15 protein-coding genes, 1 tRNA gene and 3 pseudogenes are annotated in these 16701 nt (G+C 45.1%); 7 read left to right on the plus strand and 12 right to left on the minus strand.

The annotated features are described in order from the left end of the window. Positions 1-2 precede the first annotated feature (2 nt). The 6 genes and pseudogenes from JXR92_RS13070 to JXR92_RS13090 form a co-directional block, all read right to left on the minus strand. A pseudogene (locus JXR92_RS13070) lies at positions 3-933 on the minus strand (relaxase/mobilization nuclease domain-containing protein). Further along, a complete protein-coding gene (locus tag JXR92_RS13075; RefSeq protein ID WP_117599637.1) occupies positions 930-1292 on the minus strand; it encodes a plasmid mobilization protein in 363 nt (120 codons plus the stop codon). The pseudogene JXR92_RS13070 and the gene JXR92_RS13075 overlap by 4 nt, the downstream one beginning before the upstream one ends. 157 nt (positions 1293-1449) lie before the next feature. After that, positions 1450-1926, minus strand: coding sequence for a DUF3408 domain-containing protein (locus JXR92_RS13080; protein WP_117599638.1), 477 nt, complete (start codon positions 1924-1926; stop codon positions 1450-1452). A gap of 606 nt (positions 1927-2532) precedes the next feature. Then, positions 2533-2667: a hypothetical protein gene (locus JXR92_RS17470; protein ID WP_255461548.1), complete on the minus strand. Its 135-nt coding sequence runs from the start codon at positions 2665-2667 to the stop codon at positions 2533-2535. Between the two features lie 40 nt (positions 2668-2707). Beyond that, on the minus strand, positions 2708-3130 hold the full coding sequence (locus JXR92_RS13085) for a sigma-70 family RNA polymerase sigma factor (protein WP_226791177.1): 423 nt from the start codon (positions 3128-3130) through the stop codon (positions 2708-2710). A gap of 122 nt (positions 3131-3252) precedes the next feature. Then, entirely contained in the window at positions 3253-3513 is a 261-nt protein-coding gene (locus tag JXR92_RS13090; protein WP_206897521.1) for a hypothetical protein, read from the minus strand. Between the two features lie 246 nt (positions 3514-3759). Here JXR92_RS13090 and JXR92_RS13095 point away from each other — a divergent pair. Together JXR92_RS13095 and JXR92_RS13100 are read left to right on the plus strand one after the other, a co-directional pair. Further along, a pseudogene (locus JXR92_RS13095) lies at positions 3760-4011 on the plus strand (helix-turn-helix domain-containing protein); the annotation flags it as partial. After that, positions 3988-4263: a helix-turn-helix domain-containing protein gene (locus tag JXR92_RS13100; RefSeq protein ID WP_373152781.1), complete on the plus strand. Its 276-nt coding sequence runs from the start codon at positions 3988-3990 to the stop codon at positions 4261-4263. The pseudogene JXR92_RS13095 and the gene JXR92_RS13100, both read left to right, overlap by 24 nt. Positions 4264-5094: 831 nt before the next feature. Here JXR92_RS13100 and JXR92_RS13105 read toward each other — a convergent pair. The 3 genes from JXR92_RS13105 to JXR92_RS13115 form a co-directional block, all read right to left on the minus strand. Next, positions 5095-5167 (minus strand) — tRNA-Lys (locus JXR92_RS13105). Between the two features lie 93 nt (positions 5168-5260). Next, positions 5261-6064 (minus strand): MBL fold metallo-hydrolase, encoded by an 804-nt coding sequence (locus JXR92_RS13110; protein ID WP_025835841.1) that lies wholly within the window; start codon positions 6062-6064, stop codon positions 5261-5263. Between the two features lie 82 nt (positions 6065-6146). Next, complete coding sequence (locus tag JXR92_RS13115) at positions 6147-7529, minus strand: MFS transporter (RefSeq protein WP_005825496.1); 1383 nt, start codon at positions 7527-7529, stop codon at positions 6147-6149. Between the two features lie 208 nt (positions 7530-7737). Here JXR92_RS13115 and JXR92_RS13120 point away from each other — a divergent pair, with 208 nt between their 5' ends. Further along, positions 7738-8427 (plus strand): HAD family hydrolase, encoded by a 690-nt coding sequence (locus JXR92_RS13120; RefSeq protein ID WP_117599641.1) that lies wholly within the window; start codon positions 7738-7740, stop codon positions 8425-8427. A gap of 42 nt (positions 8428-8469) precedes the next feature. On the opposite strand, the gene uxaC is transcribed toward JXR92_RS13120, so the two are convergent. Further along, the gene (gene uxaC, locus JXR92_RS13125; RefSeq protein ID WP_117599642.1) at positions 8470-9876 is read right to left on the minus strand and encodes a glucuronate isomerase; all 1407 of its coding nucleotides are present in this window, start codon (positions 9874-9876) and stop codon (positions 8470-8472) included. Between the two features lie 233 nt (positions 9877-10109). Here uxaC and JXR92_RS13130 point away from each other — a divergent pair. Both JXR92_RS13130 and JXR92_RS13135 read left to right on the plus strand, forming a co-directional pair. Next, positions 10110-11160, plus strand: a pseudogene (locus JXR92_RS13130) (LacI family DNA-binding transcriptional regulator). Positions 11161-11199: 39 nt separating this feature from the next. After that, positions 11200-12648 carry a tagaturonate reductase gene (locus tag JXR92_RS13135; RefSeq protein WP_138345422.1) on the plus strand — a complete coding sequence of 483 codons (1449 nt, stop codon included), beginning with the start codon at positions 11200-11202 and terminating at the stop codon, positions 12646-12648. Positions 12649-12756: 108 nt separating this feature from the next. Here the strand turns inward: JXR92_RS13135 and JXR92_RS13140 are convergent, their stop codons facing one another. Together JXR92_RS13140 and JXR92_RS13145 are read right to left on the minus strand one after the other, a co-directional pair. Then, positions 12757-13290: an FHA domain-containing protein gene (locus tag JXR92_RS13140; protein WP_005825486.1), complete on the minus strand. Its 534-nt coding sequence runs from the start codon at positions 13288-13290 to the stop codon at positions 12757-12759. A gap of 50 nt (positions 13291-13340) precedes the next feature. Next, positions 13341-14495, minus strand: a complete 1155-nt coding sequence (locus tag JXR92_RS13145) for an HU domain-containing protein (protein ID WP_138345424.1) — start codon at positions 14493-14495, stop codon at positions 13341-13343. A 232-nt stretch (positions 14496-14727) separates the two neighbouring features. Here JXR92_RS13145 and JXR92_RS13150 point away from each other — a divergent pair, with 232 nt between their 5' ends. Together JXR92_RS13150 and rfbC are read left to right on the plus strand one after the other, a co-directional pair. Next, positions 14728-16146 (plus strand): capsule assembly Wzi family protein, encoded by a 1419-nt coding sequence (locus JXR92_RS13150; RefSeq protein WP_138345426.1) that lies wholly within the window; start codon positions 14728-14730, stop codon positions 16144-16146. 4 nt (positions 16147-16150) lie between these two features. Next, complete coding sequence (gene rfbC, locus JXR92_RS13155; RefSeq protein WP_117964589.1) at positions 16151-16699, plus strand: dTDP-4-dehydrorhamnose 3,5-epimerase; 549 nt, start codon at positions 16151-16153, stop codon at positions 16697-16699. Positions 16700-16701: the final 2 nt, after the last annotated feature.

Genomic DNA, 16701 nt, shown 5'->3' on the forward strand with positions numbered 1-16701 from the left:
TGTTAAATTTTAAATCCCTTGTTCTTCTTCTTTTTCTTCTTCCGTTGCATCAGCCGGCGGAATGCGGCTTTCTCCGGAGTCTCGGTGCAGGATGAAGGGGGGGGGGGAGGTCCAGCAGTCCCAATAAACTGCTGATGAGCTCCCCGCTACCGTCTGAAGCCGGGCTGATACCTTGCCGGCAGGATTGTGCCTGCCGTTCCTGAAGACTGTTCCGGTTCAAGGCTGCAGCTATCTTGGAGTAACTGAACTGCCGGTCAATCTTCGAGCCGTTGAAGGAATAGCCGTTCTTACCGAACACCACGCCCTGGATCCCGTCCGTCCACCCCTTGTACTTGAAGCGTATTTCCATCCCTTGTTTCCGCAGATTGGCGATAAGCGTGTCCAGTCACCGCACCTTCCCACTTTCGTTTTAAGAAGAAAAAACAGTTCGTATTTCGTCCTGTCTGGTTCTTTCAGTCGGTCCGTGTTCACCTGCTCCTTGCCCTCCTCGAAGTACAGCCCGTACTTGCGGGTAAGCTCCTTGCAGACGCGTTCGCTGCGGTAGCGGTCGTTCCTGTCACTGATAGTCCTGCCGTTATTGTCGATACGGTTGAAGGCTATATGCACGTGCGGATGCTCCTTGTCGTGATGCCTTCCGATGATATACTGCGTATCGCAGATGCCCATTTTCATCATGTATTCCCGGCTTATCCGCACCATCAGCTCATCGGTTAAGTGTGGCAGGTCCTGCTCGGAAAAGCTGAGCGAGATATGCCCGATGAACTTACCCACCTTCGGATTAAACCGGGACTGGGCGATGAAACTGCGTGCTATCGAGCCGTTGTCGGAGACCAGAACTCCGTCGTGGTCGATAAGCGAGGCCCCTTTTTTCCTGTCAAGGATGTAATCCACAATCCCTTTGGCTCCCGCGCCTTTTACAATCTTCGCGATCATAGGCTGATACGGTCTATGAGGGTTTCCAGCGAAAGCAGCAGGTGTCGGCATTGTCCGGAATGCAGCCTTACGCCCTCCCTGTGTGCCCCCCGGGCCAGCTGGTTCAGGTTGTTCGCCATGCCGCAGAGCTTGCGGATGAAGTCCGCCTGCTCGGTGGTGAGCCTCTCCCTTACCACGCACCCGTCCACCGCCTGCCTCACCATCTCGCTTGCCGAGACACCGGCCTTTCTGGCTTTCGACTTCAGGGCATAGTATTCCCCGGTTGCCATCTTTACCGTGATGCGGTATTTGCGTTTCTCGGACAGCCCTTTTGCCGGGCGTCCTCCCCTGTTTCTGTCGGTATCATTCTTCTGTATCATCCGGTTACATTTTTTGCATACGATTCATACTCTGTTTACTTTACAGACCGGCGGGATGTACCTCTTCGGCGGCCTTCGGGAGTAGCTAGTTTCTATATTTTGCCCCCCGAAAAAGAAATCCCGTCAAAATGCCTTTTAATTGAATGGAAATAAAGGCTTACAGCCTCTTCCAAAACTCGAAATCTTCGGTATAAAGTTCGACGTGGTGCCGGACAATATTCTCCAATAAGCCCGAAAGGCTTATGCGGTTCTCGCCGATCTTGCAGGCGAAACGGTCAAGCGTGTCACGCAATTTCCGGCTGATGAAAACCGGCTTGCGGTCTTCAATCCTGTAAGGCCGCATGAAGGTGTTCCGGTACTCCTCCAGCGAAAGTTTGCGTTGTTTGCCGCTTGTCCTGCGCCGGGCGGTTGGCTCCGGTGTCTGCCCCGTAATGGAAGAAGGCTCTTCCGGCTGTCCGCGTTCCGTTTCCGGAACGGGGGCAGGTTGTTCCATGCTTTCAGGCTCATCAAAAATGGGAGCCATTGTTTCTGAAACTGTTTCCCCATGTGTTTCTGTACCAGACTTTGATGAAGGCAGATCCAGTCCCATCACCTGCATCAGTTCCTCGTCACTGAAATTTTGCTTTTTTTTCATCCTTACTAATGTTTGAACAATTAATACTGTGGTCATCGTATGTTTACATGACCTTTTGTCACTTGCAAAGAAAGTATGCATTGTATTAAATCACAACAGATTGGATGCAGGTTGGCAATTATGCGTCGTATTGCTTCTTGGAATGCTTTGTATATGGCGACGCTTTCCATGTTCTGCCGGTGTTGAACGGGCAGACATGAGAATGGGCGGAAGGAATAGTGGTTTCAAGTATGGGAATGGAACGGTTGTTACCGGCTTTCCGATAGTGGAACGGTGGTCATGTTACCGGTCGCTTCCGACCGTTACCGAATGTATGGAATCCTGGTCTGTCGGATAAATCAGGTGATGGAAGGTACCACTGCCGGAAGGTCGGAAAGATGCGCTCATGGATGCTGTAATCCCTCTGGCGGGGGGACATATTTTATTATGTTATTCCAGAATTGGGGTATGCTATTCGTACAGGCTGCCTTTGTGACGGACAGTTCCTCCATAAAAAGGTCTGTCCGGTCAGTATGCCACTGCCACCGCCGGATAGCCCTTGTACGGTTGTCTGCATGGTTAGTTATAAGGCAGTTTGGCTTGTTGTAATGTTGGTTGGTTAGTTTGTTATAAGGGGCTGAGCTCGTTGCTCAATATCCTGCTGAGGTACATGCTGCCGTCGCGGCATACCGTGATCACCCGCTTGCCCTTGTAGGTCAGTGCCGGGTGGGAGTTGCTCTTGTTGTAAACTGTCAGTTTCATACGATCCAATTTTAGTTTATTATTAATTATAGAGTTATCATCATGCCGCGTCTCTGGCGGCTATCAATCTCCTTCGGGCTGTGAACGTCCGGTTGGCGCGGACGGATTCCAGCATGACCTGTGCCCAGCGGGTTATCACCGATGTTTTCTCGCCCATGTGCCTGGCGATAGTACGGAACGAGCTGCTCGTCTCGTAGAAGCGCAGCATGAACATCCTGTAATCCTCGTAGGAGAAATGCCGCCTGAGGAACTTCTGGATGTCCCTCACCAGCATGTCGCATCCGGTAAGCATCTCTTCCCATTCCTCCGTCTCTTCCCTGTCATCCGTTTCTCCCGGCGTGATGAAATACCCGTCACCGGGGCAGGAGTAGCGGCTGTTATCCCTCATTCCGGCCTGCACCATTTTCCGGTAACAGCCGAAAAAATAGGATTCCCAGTTTTCTATCCCTTCCCTTGAGAACATCACCTGCTTCCTGACTGCCAGGTAAGCGTCGTGGAACACGTCCTCGTCTGTTTTCCCGTGGTAGATGGAGATTCTCTCCTTCAGTCTCGCGTATGAACGGTTGAACCATTCGTTGAAGTCTTTCACGTCTTTAGCTGCCATATTTCTTTCATTTTATTGGTTATACATCCGGCCTGTTGTGCAGGCACTCCTGTTTCTTTGTATGCCTTACAGCCGTTCTCCCGCCGGAACGGCATCAAGGCTCGGCAGGAAAAAATACCGAAGCGCGAAGCGTGAGGATGATTTTTTCCCCGCCGACCCGAAGGGCCCGGCCTTGCGCTCCGGTGGGGGACGACTACCTTTGCCTCAAAGAAACGGGGGGGCGTGTCCTTCTGAAAAATCATCTGCCCCCGTTACATCCTCCGGAATGAAGATTTTGACATGTAGTCATATCATCCGGCATGAAACATTATGTCAGGAGATGACATGTGCGGACAGGTCCATTGTAATACGATTTTTCCTGCCTTTATTTGCAACGGGGCAACAATTGGGAACGGTGCGGAACTGCCTGATATGGTGATACCGGCACCACAAGCGACCGTTTCTCCGGATGGTATGAATTTGGAGTATCAATATAAAATCGGAATGTGATGGAAATCGTATGTTTTGAAAGGAAGGCGTTCGAGGAATTTGCCATGAAGATCGAACAGTTCATACAGAGGGTGGAGGAAATTCCCCATCTGAATCTGAAAGGCGTGAAGGGGACGGGCGGCTGGCTCGACCACCAGGATGTCTGCATGAAGCTGAAAATCAGCAAGCGCACCTTGCGGAATAACGGCACGCTCGCCTATACCAAGATAGGCAACCGTACCTATTACCTGCCGGAAGACGTGGAGCGTATCGACCGGCTGTCGGTGATGATTGACGGCATCTCCAGAGATGGCGGGATTCCGCTAAAAGAAGACGTGTACCTGTGCGACAAGGAGGTGGCGTGTATGTTAAAAGTCAGCCGCAGGACACTGGGCGAGTACCGGAGCAACGGCACGCTGCCTTACTACATTCTCGGCGGCAAGGTCTTGTACAAGAGGAGCGAGATCAAGCAGGGGTTGAACCGGGAATACAAGGGTGTAGGCAAGACGCGGGGAAGCGGATGAAGATTATATTTCCCTTTCTATTACGCACATGTGCAGGCTGCGGGTGTTAAGTCCTCATAAGGCTGGACGTTTCGTGCGCCAGCCATAGACTGTTTCTTTGAGGTGAGGGAGTTTGCCGTCTGGAAAAAAGAACCTCTTTTGGGACTTTGTCACAAAGTCGTCCCCTGCCTGGTACCAGGCTGTAATTCCTGTATGTGATCCTTTTCTGACTGTTCCCATCGGATCGGTCGTTTCTGCTGTACACGTTATCTTGCCCCCTGACCTTGCCTCCTGTCGGAAAGTACGGGCTATCTTGAATCGCAGCAGACACGACCGTAACAGTATGTTTCAATCCTGCCTGATTTTTTTAACTTAATAGTAAAGAGGCTGTACCACCTTTGTGACCGGATATGAAACCGGGAATTTGTTTTTGACGGTTGCTGAAAAGAAAGATCAAAGGTGTTTTGCATGTTCCGTAAAAATCGTACCTTTACATAAAGTGAGTTGTATATCAACGCAATTGATGCAAGCATGTAGAAACCATATTCTTAGCGGATTATGTGATTCTTCCCCAAATAATAAATATAGATATATGAGTGGGAGGAAATAAAAGTTTTCTTCCTACTTTCATTTCTGACATATATTTTCAAATGTGACGAAAGAGGCGGCAAGCGGGTGAGGGCAAAGGTATAAAAAAACAAACTTCTGAAAAATTTATTATGCGGACTAACGAAAAATAATGTATCATCCCCATATAGATTTACTAGCGATCCCGTATAAGGAGCTTACACCCATCAAAGCTTGTTCTTGTTAAGACAAATAAAAAAAGGAACAATATTGTTCCTTTTTAAGTACACCCTCAGGGATTCGAACCCTGGACCCACTGATTAAGAGTCAGTTGCTCTACCAACTGAGCTAAGAGTGCATTCCTTATTTCTTGTTTGCGGGTGCAAAAGTAGTCCTTTTATTTTATTCGTGCAAACAAAACGGGGTATTTTTTGCGATGAAATGGGATTTTTTATTCAAACTCGTATAAATCAGAAGGAGTAGTACGCTTCAAAGCACACAACTGTACATCCTTTCCTACGATAATTCCTTTTTCCCTTAATTTCCATTCCACTGTTTTATATGCCAATTCAGGATGATTGTTGTCCTTGCTCAAATGGCAAAGCCAAATATACTGTAAATGTTCCGTCATATTTTCCGAAAGAAATTCAGCAGTAGCAATATTACTCATGTGTCCGGTGCGGCTGGTAATCCGTTCTTTTAGGTATTGTGGGTAAGTACCCATGCGTAACATTTCCTCATCGTAGTTGGCTTCCAATATCAGATAATTGGCCTTTCTGATATATTCTGCGGCCGTAGGAGTGATTTCACCAAGATCTGTAAGAAAAGCAAACACTTTTCCGTCTATCTCAATACAATAGCCCACATTGTCCGTACCGTCATGAGGTACCTCGAAAGATTCGATATGAAAATCTTCCAACTGCATGGGTTGCTGCTTTTCCAGGTAACGGACAGACGAATATAACTTTTCTGTCATGCAATAGCTCCGGTTGATACCCTCATGAATCCGGGCAGTTGTATAAATAGGAATATTCTGTTTCTCACCCAATCCGCCTACCGCTTTAATATGATCTGCATGGTCGTGCGTAACAAATACCGCACGTATCATTTCCATGCTGATACCTGCTTCCTTCAGTCCTTTTTTTATCGTCCGTACTGCAATGCCGGCGTCGATGAGTATTCCATATTTTTCTGTGCCTATATAATAACAGTTACCGCTGCTTCCACTGGCAAGGCTTATAAATTTTACTTTCATCCTAATCTCCTTAATTACAAAAAAGCCGTCGCTTTTAAAAAAAGTGACGGCAAATATACAAAAAGTATGCAATATATAAACCTTATGCCTTCTTCTTTTTGTCGATGAATTCGGTAGTTTTGGCAAAAACGAATAATGCTATTGCTGCAACCAATCCTATAGCAGCGAAATAATACCAGATATAATGTGCATTGACACTGGCTGCTTCCCACGCTTCGCGGGTTTCAAACAAGACTGGATCAGGACAATATTTTGTCAGAAGCACCCCCGCAATACCAAACCCGAAAATAGAAGAGAGGAATGAATGAAGATGACTGAAACCGAGGTACATACCTTCTTCACCTTTGGGGGCCTGCAAAGAAAAGTACTCCAGATAACGCGGTGAGATAAAACATTCTGCCAAAGCTTGCACAACAATACCAAGCACCATCATTAAAGTAATATTGCTCATGCCGGAAATAATATCGTTGCCCAGCAAATTACCGCATGCCATCAGCAATGCCGATACCGGAATAAGAAACATGCCTATATTCATAGAAGTAATAGCTGTGCGCTTTGCCATCCACCGGGTGATAAAACTTACGCAGCAAACCACTACAAACGGGTTTACATTGGCTATCCACCCCGGTTTGGCTGTTTCACCCGCCATACGGATGACATATTTGGGCATAGTTGCATAGAGCTGTTGCTGCACCATCCAAAAGCCGGTTACGATGAGGATAAGAATCAACAAACGCCAATTAGTGATAATACGCAGAAAACCTTGCCCAATTTCACGCATGCTTTTCCCTTCACCTGCTGTATGTGCCGATTTATACAATAAGACGACAGCCAATAATGCAAGCACCGTCATGGCAGCCGAGAAGTAATTAATATAAATATAAGCCTGCTCACCGATAACATTCCGTAGAGGATCGACCACCGTTTTTCCGGTAAAAGCTCCTATATTCACCATCATATAGAAGATGGAATAGCCGCGAGCACGGGTAGCCTCTGTTGTTTCCTTAGCCACCGATCCCGATATGATAGACTTGATGAACGAGCCTCCTACCATGATAACAAACAATACGGGGATAATCATCCAACGGTCATTACTATCCGGCAATCCGGAAAAACGGGTTGTCTCACCATACTCCACCAGACCGGCTGCTTCCAGTAGGGTGGGAAGCAATCCCAAGCCCAAATACCCGATGGAAAGCAGTGAAAAAGCAATAATCATCGACTTTCGGAAACCTATCTTATCGGCATATGCGCCCGTAAAGATGGGCAACAAATAGAGCCCTCCCGAAAACAGACCGGAAATCATGCTTGACTCAAAATCATTGAAACCTAAAATATTGGAAAGATAAATGGTAAGAACTATAAATACAGCATAATATGCCATGCGTTCGAACAGTTCTACTGTACTGCTTACCCAAAAAGCTCTGCTGAAGCCTTTGGAAGCGGGTTGGGGTGATGTCATCATCCTTTTGTACGATTAAAATTTATGTATTAAATGAAAAAATAAGTGCAAAAATACGGAATTAATATCGTGTTTGCAAGATATTAATTTTCTGCAAACACAATATTAATAAGTTGCAGACAAGATATTAACTTCCCATTTATCACTATTTATATTTTCATTTATATAGAATACTCCGTATCTTTGGGCGCTTTTATAAAAACGACCATTCATGAAAGATAAAATCGAATTCATAGCTTTTGATGCTGATGACACACTGTGGGAAAGCGAACTTTATATTCAGGAGTTCGAGCACAAATTCTGTAACCTTTTAAGACAATATCTACCTGCTTCATCCATATCACAAAGGTTTTTTGAAACAGAAATGAAGAATCTCCATATGTATGGCTATGGGCTGAAGAGCATAATGCTCAGTATGACTGAAACCATCTGCAAAGTGACAGACGGAAACGGGAGTATACGTCTTATAGAAGAAGTAATAGGATGGGGACAAGAGCTTCTGCAGAAACCGGTCACACTGCTGGAAGGCGTAAAGGAGACTATATCGTCACTTCATGGGAAATATAAATTGGTGTTGGCCACTAAGGGGGACTTGTTCGACCAGAAAAGAAAAATAGAAGCTTCCGGACTGCGAGAATATTTCCATCATATCGAAATTATGAGTGACAAGAAAATCGATGATTACCAGAGGCTGATTGATACATTGGGCTGTCCGCCTGAAAAACTCCTGATGGTAGGTAATTCTGTAAAATCAGACATACTTCCGGTATTGGAACTTGGGGGATACGCTGCCCATATACCATACCACGTGACTTGGGCATACGAGCAACATGAAGGGGAAATACGACATCCCAATTTTATACGATTGGATAGTATCAAAGGAATATTAGATAAGCTATAAGTTATGGGTGAAACTGCATAACTTATAGCTTACTATTGCTTTTTAGAATTGGAAGAAATTCTTAGCGTTATAATAGCTGATATCTTCAATCATCTGGTTTACGCGTTCCATCTCGGAAATAGGAATTTCACCATTTTCTACATCACGGCCTACAAGATTACACAATGTACGGCGGAAATATTCATGACGCGGATAGGAGAGGAAAGAACGGGAATCGGTCAGCATACCAACAAATCGACTCAATAAGCCCAGTACAGAAAGGGCATTCATCTGTTTTTCCATACCATCCTTCTGGTCAAGGAACCACCAACCGGAACCGAATTGAATCTTACCGGCAACCGTACCATCCTGGAAGTTGCCCAGCATAGTAGCAATGACTTCGTTGGCGCATGGATTCAAATTATAAAGAATAGTCTTGGTCAGCTTACCATTGGAGTTTAAGCGATCGAGAAATTTAGCCATAGCTTTTGCTGTAGTAAATTCGCCAATGGAATCAAAACCGGTATCAGGACCTAACAGTTTGAACATCTTACTATTGTTGTTGCGAATAGCACCATAATGGAACTGTTGTGTCCAACCTTTCTCCCAATCCATTTCGCCAAATATAACCAGCATGGCTGACTTGAACTTCAGGATTTCCTCCTTCGTCAGTTCTGCACCGCCATATACCTTATTAAAGATGGCCTTGATTTCAGCTTCCGTGTAATCCTCGGCATAGAATTCTTCAATTCCGTGGTCAGACAGTTTACATCCTTGTTCCGCGAAAAAATCGTGACGCTTACGCAAGGCAGCAACCATATCGTCAAAGCTGGAAATAGCCACATCGCTCACTTCGGCTAACTTTTCTATATATGCGCGAAAATCGGCAGGAATTTCCACCGCCATTGCCTTATCCGGACGCCAAGTAGGCAACATCTTGATTTCAAAGCCGCTCTCACGTGTCTTGATATGGTATTCCAAGGAATCAATAGGATCATCTGTAGTACAAACCACTTCCACATGATAACGGCGCATCATGCCACGGGCGGAATATCCAGGCTGTTTCAGCTTCTCATTACATTCATCATAAATTTCACGGGCCGTATGAGGATTCAGAATTTTATCGATTCCAAAAGCGGTCTTCAATTCAAGGTGGGTCCAGTGGTACAACGGATTACGGAAAGTATAAGGTACCGTTTCGGCCCACTTCTCAAACTTTTCCCAATCTGTAGTATCCTTACCGGTACAGAAACGTTCGTCCACACCATTGGTACGCATCGCACGCCACTTGTAGTGGTCACCTCCCAACCAAATTTCAGTCAACGACTTAAACTGGTAATCTTCTGCCACCATTTGGGGAATCAGGTGACAGTGATAGTCGATAATCGGCATCTTCGCCGCATGCTCGTGGTACAACCTCTGTGCTGTTTCCGTTTGCAGCAGGAAGTTCCCGTCCATAAAGTTCTTCATCTTCTTGTGTTTTAAGTGTATAAAAATATTACTTTTCGTCTATTATACCTATATAGTATTGATTGTAAAGCTAATAGGTGATATATCTGTTTTTAGTTTTATTAACCGTTATCGAACACAAAAGTAGAAATTTTACTTGGAGGAACAAAATAATTCGTATCTTTGCGGCGAATATTTATAATATTTAAGCTTCAGATGTCTCACCTTTACCGCCTTAGGCAGCATACCTCAAGATGGAAAACAAGAACTATACCATTAAAGACATCGCACGCATGGCCGGCGTCTCTGCCGGCACTGTAGACCGCGTACTGCACAACCGCGGAGACGTATCCGTTTCCAGTAGAGAAAAAGTCCAGAAAGTACTCGACGAGATAGATTATCATCCCAATATGTTTGCCATCGGGCTGGCGGCTAAAAAGCGCTATCATATTGTCTGCATTATACCTTATTGATTATTGGCATGCTGTAGCAGCGGGAATTGACCGTGCCGCACAAGAATTACGGCCGTTCAATGTTGGAGTTAGCTATCTCTACTATCGACATGCGGACAAATCCTCCTATAAAGAAGCATGTGCTGTGCTCCGGGAGGAAAATGCCGACGCCGTACTTGTTGCCCCGAATTTCCGAGAGGAGACTATAGAACTCACTACTTATTTGGAGGAAGCGGATATTCCCTATGCATTCATAGACTTCAATATTGAACAGACGCATGCCTTGTGTTATATCGGACAAGATTCTAAAACCAGCGGATACATTGCTGCCAAGATTCTGATGCGTAGCTATGAAAAAGGGCAGGAGCTTGTGTTATTCCTGAACAATCAGAAAAACAATCCGGCAGAAATCCAGATGCAACGCCGCCTCGAGGGGTTCATGCAATACCTTTCCGAGGAACATAAGGATTTGACTATCCATGACATTGTGTTGCGCAAGGAAGATACTGACGGCAACAGACGGATGTTGGATGCTTTTTTTAAAGAACATCCCCAAGCCGTACTGGGAGCTGTTTTTAACTCCCGTATTTATCAGGTGGCAAGTTATCTACACGAAAAGGGGCAGAAGTTGGCAGGACTTGTGGGATATGACCTTTTACACAAAAATACAGAGCTCCTGAAAACCGGTGAAGTAACCTTTCTCATCGGTCAACGCCCAGGCCTGCAAGGCTATTGTGGCGTGAAGACTTTATGCGACCACGTGATATTTAAAAGACCGGTCACTGCAGTGAAATACATGCCCATCGACATATTGATGGAGGAAAACATAGACTTTTACTTTGAGTTTGAATAATCAAAAAATTACATATCAACCATTTAAATCATTTTTTAAATGAAAGCATTAAACAAAGAAACTGCTCCCAAAGCACAACGCCCGGAACGCATTATCCAGTTTGGCGAAGGTAATTTCCTTCGTGCATTTGTGGATTGGATTATTTATAACATGAATCAAAAGACCGATTTCAACAGCAATGTGGTAGTGGTCCAACCCATTGATAAAGGTATGGTTGACATGCTGAATGCCCAGGATGACCTTTATCATGTAAATCTGCAAGGTCTGGATAAAGGAGAAACCATCAACAGTCTGACTATGATAGATGTAATCAGCCGTGCCTTAAACCCCTATACTCAAAACGACGAGTTCATGAAATTGGCCGAACAACCGGAGATGCGTTTTGTCATTTCCAACACGACGGAAGCTGGTATAGCCTTTGACCCTGCTTGTAAGCTGACAGATGCACCGGCATCTTCTTATCCGGGCAAACTGACACAGCTGTTGTATCACCGCTTCAAGACATTCAACGGCGACAAGAGCAAAGGACTGATTATCTTCCCCTGCGAACTCATCTTCCTGAATGGCCACAAGTTGAAGGAGACAATCTATCAATACATTGAATTATGGCAATTGGGTGATGAGTTCAGAGCTTGGTTTGAGGAAGCCTGCGGTGTGTATGCAACACTGGTGGACCGTATCGTTCCAGGATTCCCCCGCAAAGACATTGCCGCTATAAAAGAAAAGATACAGTACGATGACAATCTGGTAGTGCAGGCTGAAATTTTCCATTTATGGGTCATCGAGGCTCCGCAAGAAGTCGCCAAAGAATTCCCTGCCGACAAAGCCGGACTGAATGTATTGTTTGTTCCTTCTGAAGAACCTTACCACGAAAGAAAAGTAACTTTGCTGAATGGACCTCATACCGTATTGTCTCCAGTAGCCTATCTGTCGGAGGTAAATATTGTACGCGATGCCTGCCAGCATCCTATAATCGGACAATACATCCATAAAGTGATGTTTGACGAGCTGATGAAAACGTTGAACCTGCCGAAAAACGAATTGAAAAAGTTTGCAGAAGATGTATTGGAGCGCTTCAACAATCCGTTTGTTGACCATGCCGTAACCAGTATTATGCTGAACTCTTTCCCTAAATACCAAACCCGTGACCTTCCTGGCCTAAAAACCTACTTGAAACGTAAAGGAGAACTGCCGAAAGGTCTAATATTGGGACTGGCTGCCATCATCACGTACTACAAAGGAGGTACCCGCGCAGACGGCACAGAAATCATCCCGAATGATGCTCCCGAAATCATGCAGTTATTGAAAGACCTTTGGGCAACGGGGGATACCCGCAAAGTGTCAGAAGGCGTATTGGCAGCCAAAGACCTTATCTGGGGGGAACACGGAGACTTGAATACCGTTCCAGGATTGACAGACATGATTACCTGCTTCTTAAAATCCATCCAAGAAAAAGGCATGCAGGAAACAGTAAAAGGTATTCTTTAATTCCTATGATTTTAAACAAGCAGACCGTACAAAAGGAGTTTTTATACGGTCTGCTTTATTTATATCACATTTGATGGGAAATAATTAAGCCACAGTTTTCTTTTTTGTCTAAAGGCTTTCCTGCTCTGCTGCCCGCAATATAAAAGTAGTGGCACCAATAGTTACAATGGCTCCATCCTCAATGCGAATACGGTCTTTGTCACCCAAAATTTCATTATTAAGGAAAGTTCCCGTCAGGCTGGGAGCATCGCGTAAGGTATAAATCAACACTCCCTGCTTATTACGCTTTACATTAATGATACAGTGACGCCGGTCCATACTCATATCCGAAGTCTCAATCGGCACATCGATAACATTCCCCACGCAACGCCGGCCTATGATATTGTCACCTTCTTGCAATGGAAGTACCTGCTTAAAACCAAACACGTTCTCAATGACCGTGATGCTGCCAAAAGCCTCTTTAAACTCCGCTTCATCCGGACGTTCTTCCTTTTGAGGGGCCTTCATCTTTGATTTACCTAAACGGATACTGAACTGCTTCTTACACTGGTCACATACAAAGACCAGTGATTGGCCTTCGGTATACTTGGTTTCATCGAATGTTAAGTAATTCTCACATTTGGGACAACGGATACGCTTCATGATAGTTAAAAATTAAAGAATTAAAAAATAAAGCAAGGGTAGATTACTTTCTACTTCTTTAATACCCAAGCGTTCTTATACGTTTCATTTTGGCGAACTCTGTTCAATGCCTGATATGCTTCTGTTTCTGTGCCACAAGACTCAATGCTGACACGCATTTTACCATCTCCAACGATTGCTTTTGCATGAGGATAACCTTTTTCAATCAGTTGCTTTGCCATTGCTTCGGCATCCTTCTCAGTACCTACACTGGCAATGATGATGTGGTATTTCTTTGCAGAGACAAGTGACGGAGCAACAGTCCCTGCCGTTATCTTTTGAACTTCGCTCTTTATTGTTGCAGATGCTGAAGAGGACACTTCTGCCGCCTGCTGCTTAGGCTGAGAAACAACCGGAGCATTCTGCGCGTTAGCTTGGCCCACCTTAACCTCTCTTACGGCAACCGGAACCACCTTTTTCTTTGCCTTCTGCCCCGTGTTTTTTTGAGCCGACGCTTTCGGAGTGTCGGCCTTCCGGCTAACAACAATCGGATTAATGGCAAGGGATTCCTTTTCTATCATCTCAAAAAGTTCATTCGGAAGTAATTGCGCATAATTTCCTTCAACCACTTCCGTATTCTCTATCGGTGTAGACAAAAAGAAAAACAAGGCAACCACTGCAATCATGGCAACCGCATTCGACAAATAGGAACGGTTGAATTTAATCTCAACCCTTCGCTTTTTGTCTTCCGGCACAACTGGAACAGAATAACGGATGGTCTTTTCCATGTACGGTTTCTTCAGTTCCGCCAGTTCCTGCATTTCAAAACTATCCAGCCCATATAAGTAAGGAGTGGTTATCTTGTGGTCATAGGGAGCAAAGTCATAAGTACCATGAATGGAGTAACGCAATTCGCCAATGTTGGGCAAATCCACCTTACCTTCTTCATGGAGAGCAGTGAATATATGCGCCACTTCTTTTTCTACAATCCGCGTAGCATCAGAAAAATCAGTATCATAGACAGCCATATAAGATTGTACAAGTAAGCCGTCATTCATCTTCAGTTGAGGATTGAAACCGATAATACGAGTAGGGGGCAGAAAAACATTCTCTTCTGCTACTCTCATTGCCGGAGTATAATGGGCTACAAATCCTCCCAAACCGGGAACAATGACACAATCGTTCTCCAATAACAATATTTCTATGTGCTGTGCTAATTCAATCATGCCACAAAAGTAGCGGAAATATCGGATATACGCTAGTTTCAGAGCTTTTTTCTTATCAACAAATTATGAACACTGCACATTGAAAATGCATTAAAAAAGGTTTTTGGGCAAGAGAAAGGATTTTTACCGGAAAATTTTCTACTTTTGTACCGTTTAGCTATGCTTGTCAATAATAGAAGGACAATTGACCTCGCAAGAGTATACAAACCTAAACACTTAACAAAAGACTATTATGCGCATTATCTTCTGTCTGATGGTTTTCTTGTTCATAGGAAAAAACACGATGCTGGCACAACAACTGTCCTCATTCGTAGAATATGGAACAACCCTGCATACCGGTGACAACACCCCTCTTTGGCAGGTCAGCAACCAGCAAGGACTCACTTCGCTCGACAACAATACTTACATACGTGGAGGAATATCCTACAAACACCAACTTGGAAAATGGAAGTTTGAAGAAGCACTGGATTTGGTTGCAGCAGCCGGATTCAGCACGACCTCCTTCATTGTACAGCAGGCTTACGTAGACATCCGTTACAAGTGGTTTGGATTCTTTGCCGGAAGCCGGGAACAGAATTCTCCATTGCTGAATCAAGAGCTGAGCAGTGGCGGCATGACCTGGTCGGGTAATGCGCGTCCCATCCCACAAGTACAGATAGGCATACCCGAGTATGTACAGTTGCTGCCCCGTTTAGGCCTGAAAGGAGAAATCTCGTACGGATGGTTTACAGATAACAAATACCAGCGGGAGCAAGTCGGAGAAAAATACTGGTACACCAAGAGTATCAAATACCATCATAAAGAAGGGTTCCTGCGTATCGGCATACCCAAAGGAAAATGGCAACTGGAACTCGGAATGACCCTCGACACCCAATTCGGAGGATACAAGATTGGAGGTTCCGAATCGGGAGACTTGGGCAACGGATGGAAGGATTACGTACGCGTATTCTTCCCCGGCCACGGGAGTGAGGACGGACCGGTAGGTGAACATCTGGCTTTCCAAGGCAATTTTCTGGGCAGCGAATATATCAAAATGACTTATCGTCCTAAGGAAGATTTCTCTATCAGCGCCTATCTGGACAATCATTTTGATGACTTCTCCGCCATGGCCAAACTCAACGGTTGGGATGGCTTATGGGGTGTGGAATATAAATCCAACCATAAACAAGCCATCAACGGAATCGTTATCGAATATCTCCAGACTACCAATATGAGCGGTCCTCTGCACGGTTTGCAAAATTCTGTAGTAGGTAAGACCGGAGGAGCCGACAACTACTACAACAACGGTTACTACCCAGGATGGGCACATTGGGGCATGGCGATAGCCAATCCGTTGATAGCATCGCCTATCTATAATAAGGATGGCGATATGAGTTTCAAGTACAATCGTGTTAAGGCCCTGCATCTGGGATGGAGCGGTGACATCAGCAGTGAGTGGAGATATGTAGCAAAATTGTCTCACAACAGAACTTGGGGAACTCCTCATCGTCCAATACCCGATATATTAGAAAATTTTTCTACTTTTGCATCGTTTTACTATACTCCCCGTAAATGGAAGGGCTGGTGCTTCAACGCGTCCCTTGCATTGGATATGGGAGAGATATATGGAGACAATTTTGGAGTCCAACTAAAAGTACATAAAATATTTTAAGAAAATGAACTACATACAAACAGAGATTGACGGCGTATGGCTGATTGAGCCGAAAGTATTCCATGATGCCCGCGGATACTTTATGGAAGCATTTAAGGAAGAAGAGTTCCGTGCACATGTCGGAGACGTTCACTTCATCCAGGACAATGAGTCCAAATCCTCTTTCGGTGTATTACGTGGTCTTCACTACCAGAAGGGCGATTGCAGCCAGGCTAAACTGGTACGTGTCATTAAAGGAAAAGTGCTGGACGTGGCTGTCGACTTAAGAAAATCTTCTCCCACTTTCGGAAAGTATGTCAGTGTGGAGCTAAGCGAGGAGAACAAGAGACAATTCTTCATTCCGCGCGGTTTTGCTCACGGTTTTCTGGTGCTGAGCGATGAAGCTGTCTTTACATACAAGGTAGACAACGCATACGCACCACAGTCCGAGGCATCCATCCGTTTTGACGACGAAACCATCGGTATTGAATGGCCTGTTGCTACGGAACAGCTTCTATTATCAGATAAAGACGGACATGCCGTATCGTTCAAGGATGCGGTCTATTATGAATAAAA

The sequence above is a fragment of the Bacteroides parvus genome, assembly GCF_017309675.2.
GTDB lineage: Bacteria > Bacteroidota > Bacteroidia > Bacteroidales > Bacteroidaceae > Bacteroides > Bacteroides uniformis.

Coding starts and splice junctions, on each gene's coding strand:
- JXR92_RS13075 (WP_117599637.1), bottom strand. CDS start 1,292: ATGATACAGAAGAATGATACCGACAGAAACAGGGGAGGACGCCCGGCA.
- JXR92_RS13080 (WP_117599638.1), bottom strand. CDS start 1,926: ATGAAAAAAAAGCAAAATTTCAGTGACGAGGAACTGATGCAGGTGATG.
- JXR92_RS17470 (WP_255461548.1), bottom strand. CDS start 2,667: ATGAAACTGACAGTTTACAACAAGAGCAACTCCCACCCGGCACTGACC.
- JXR92_RS13085 (WP_226791177.1), bottom strand. CDS start 3,130: ATGTTCTCAAGGGAAGGGATAGAAAACTGGGAATCCTATTTTTTCGGC.
- JXR92_RS13090 (WP_206897521.1), bottom strand. CDS start 3,513: ATGATTTTTCAGAAGGACACGCCCCCCCGTTTCTTTGAGGCAAAGGTA.
- JXR92_RS13110 (WP_025835841.1), bottom strand. CDS start 6,064: ATGAAAGTAAAATTTATAAGCCTTGCCAGTGGAAGCAGCGGTAACTGT.
- JXR92_RS13115 (WP_005825496.1), bottom strand. CDS start 7,529: ATGATGACATCACCCCAACCCGCTTCCAAAGGCTTCAGCAGAGCTTTT.
- JXR92_RS13120 (WP_117599641.1), top strand. CDS start 7,738: ATGAAAGATAAAATCGAATTCATAGCTTTTGATGCTGATGACACACTG.
- uxaC (WP_117599642.1), bottom strand. CDS start 9,876: ATGAAGAACTTTATGGACGGGAACTTCCTGCTGCAAACGGAAACAGCA.
- JXR92_RS13135 (WP_138345422.1), top strand. CDS start 11,200: ATGAAAGCATTAAACAAAGAAACTGCTCCCAAAGCACAACGCCCGGAA.
- JXR92_RS13140 (WP_005825486.1), bottom strand. CDS start 13,290: ATGAAGCGTATCCGTTGTCCCAAATGTGAGAATTACTTAACATTCGAT.
- JXR92_RS13145 (WP_138345424.1), bottom strand. CDS start 14,495: ATGATTGAATTAGCACAGCACATAGAAATATTGTTATTGGAGAACGAT.
- JXR92_RS13150 (WP_138345426.1), top strand. CDS start 14,728: ATGCGCATTATCTTCTGTCTGATGGTTTTCTTGTTCATAGGAAAAAAC.
- rfbC (WP_117964589.1), top strand. CDS start 16,151: ATGAACTACATACAAACAGAGATTGACGGCGTATGGCTGATTGAGCCG.